The organism is Streptomyces sp. NPDC021356, assembly GCF_040641015.1.
GTDB lineage: Bacteria > Actinomycetota > Actinomycetes > Streptomycetales > Streptomycetaceae > Streptomyces.
Map to the genome: position 1 here is coordinate 1 of NZ_JBFACU010000096.1, position 2,860 is coordinate 2,860.

General features: G+C 71.8%; 1 protein-coding gene. It reads right to left on the reverse strand.

Translation table 11 applies throughout. The features are described 5' to 3' along the window. Window positions 1-237 precede the first annotated feature (237 nt). Complete coding sequence (locus AB0G56_RS42070; RefSeq protein ID WP_360981615.1) at window positions 238-2,805, reverse strand: MFS transporter; 2,568 nt, start codon at window positions 2,803-2,805, stop codon at window positions 238-240. Window positions 2,806-2,860: the final 55 nt, after the last annotated feature.

Below are 2,860 nucleotides of genomic sequence, written 5' to 3' on the forward strand. Positions count from 1 at the left end.
GCAGCACCTGCGTGCCGGTCATGTCGGTCACCGTGACGACCGCGTGCGACACGGCCCATCCGTCCCGGGTGCGGATCCTCGCGGTCAGTCCCATCGACGTGTACTCCCTGGAAAACGCTGCTGGTGAAGTGTGACAAAGAGGGTGGGGGAAGGGGTCGGCCCGCGGCCGCGGGGGCGTCCGCTGTTCCGCTTGTCGGCGAACGTGTGCGCCCTCGCTGCCGCGGGCCGGTGGAGGGGCTACTCGCCGGGGTGGGCGAGCGTGATGTCGTGGCCGTCGACGCCCCGGCCGGCCACGGTCAGCCCGGTCGCCGCCGGCGGGTAGCCGGTCGCGATGACCGTGTACTCGCCGCTGTCCAGGTCGGTGAAGGCGTACGCGCCGTCCGCGCCGGTGGTGGCCGTGCCGACCACGTTGCCGGCCGCGTCCACGAGCGTCACCCGCGCATCGGCGAGCGGACCGTGCGGGGCACGCACCACGCCCTGGAGCTGGGCGCCGGCCTGGAGGTCGATCTCGATCCGGGTGACGCCGGTCCCGCCCACCTCCAGCGGCAGGGCCCGCGGCCGGTGCCCGGCGGCGTTGACGGCCACGGTCACCACGCCCGGCACCAGCTCCGCGAAGGAGAACTCGCCGTTCTCGCCGGTCGTCCCGGTGGCCAGCAGGTCGCCGCGCACGTCGGTGACGATGACCATCGCGTCCTTCACCGGCGCACCTCCCTCGGCGGAGCGCACCACACCGCTCAGCCCGCTGGTGCCGCTGAGCAGGATGTCGTACGCCACCGGCTCACCGTTCACCACGATCGTGGAGGCCTGCGGCTGGAAGCCGTCCGCCGAAGCGATCAGCACGTACGAACCCGCACCCGGCGCGTCCAGGGCGTAGGCGCCGTCCGGCTGCGCCACCGAGCGGCCCAGCTGGCGGCCCGTCAGCGAGATCAGCGTCACCGCGGCCTGCGGCACCGGCACACTCTCCGCACCTCGCACGTAGCCGCGCACGGGGATCCCGCCGCCGCTCTCCTGGGCCGGCTCGCCGGGGGCCAGGGTGGCGACGGCCGCGAGGCGCTGGGTGCCCTCCGGGCCGGGTTCGGTGCTCGCCGCGGCGGTGGCCCAGCTCGGCACCCGCTGCTCGGCTGCGGCCTCGACGGGTGCGGGGGCGGCGGTCTGGGCGGCCTCGACCGGCATCGCGGCCGGTGCGGGGGCCTCGCCCGCGTTCTGCTGCTGGGCAGCCTGGGCCAGGGCGCCGGTGGTACGCAACGGAACCTCCTTGATGAACAGGACGACGAGGAAGGCGACGAACGCGCAGGGCGCGGCGTAGAGGAAGGCGTCGGCGATGCCGTGCCCGTAGGCACCCTCCAGCCAGGTGCGCACCGCGTGCGGGAGCGCGTTCATGTCGGGCAGCTCACCGCCGCCGCTCACCGCCTTGGCGGCGGCGGCCCGCGTGTGCGGGCTCAGGGACGTGATGGTGTCCTTGGCGTGGTGGCTGATACGGGTCGACATCACCGAGCCGAGCACCCCGACGCCGACGGCGCCGCCGAGGGTCCGGAAGAAGCTGACCGTCGACGACGCCGAGCCGAGGTCCTGCGGGGCGACCTGGTTCTGGGTGGACAGCACCAGGTTCTGCATCGTCATGCCGACGCCGACGCCGAGCAGCGCCATGTAGATGGACAGATGCCAGTACGGGGTGTCGTAGCGCATGGTGCCCAGCAGGCCCAGGCCCGCGGTCAGGCACGCGCCGCCTGCCACCAGCCAGGCCTTCCAGCGGCCGGTGCGGGTGATGATCTGGCCGGAGACCATGGAGGCGACGAACAGGCCGCCGATCATGGGGATCGTCATGACGCCCGACATGGTCGGGGTCTTGTCGCGGGCCAGCTGGAAGTACTGCGAGAAGAACACGGTGCCCGAGTACATGCCGACACCGACGAAGAGCGAGGCCAGCGAGGCCAGCGCGATGGTGCGGTTGCGGAACAGGCGCAGCGGGATGATCGGCGCGCTCGCCCTGGTCTCCACGAACACGAACAGCAGCGCCAGTACGATCACGCCGCCCACCATCGTGAACGTCTGCCACGACACCCAGTCGTACTTGTCGTTCGCGAAGGTGACCCAGAGCAGCAGCAGCGAGGCCGCGGCGGTGATGAAGAAGGCACCCGCCCAGTCCACCTTGACCTGGCGCTTGGCGACCGGCAGGTGCAGGGTCTTCTGCAGCACCAGCAGGGCGATCAGGGCGAAGGGGATGCCGACGAAGAGGCAGTAGCGCCAGCCCAGCCAGGAGGTGTCGGTGATGACACCGCCGAGCAGCGGGCCGCCGACGGTCGCGACGGCGAACGTGGCGCCGGTGTAGCCGGAGTAGCGGCCACGCTCACGCGGCGCGATCATCGCGGCCATGATGACCTGGACAAGCGCGGACAGGCCGCCCGCGCCCAGGCCCTGGACGACCCGCGCGGTGATCAGCATGGCGGGGTTCTGCGCCAGGCCCGCTATGACCGAGCCCGCGACGTAGATCACCAGGGCCAGCTGGACGAGCGCCTTCTTGCTGAGCAGGTCGGAGAGCTTGCCCCACAGGGGCACCGAGGCCGTCATGGCGAGCAGCGCCGCGGTGACGACCCAGGTGTACGCCGACTGGCCGCCGCCGAGGTCCTTGATGATCGTCGGCAGGGCGTTCGTGACGATCGTCGAGGACAGGATGGCGGCGAACAGTCCGAGCAGCAGCCCGGAGAGCGCCTCCATGATCTGCCGGTGCGTCATCGGAGCGTCGTCCGGGGACGCGCCCCCGTGCTTGGCGTGGGCCCGCACACCGGCTGGTGTGGTCGTTGCCATGGGCTTCCTTTGCTTACGTGTTTGCGGGTGTACGGGTGGTCTCTTCGATTACGGC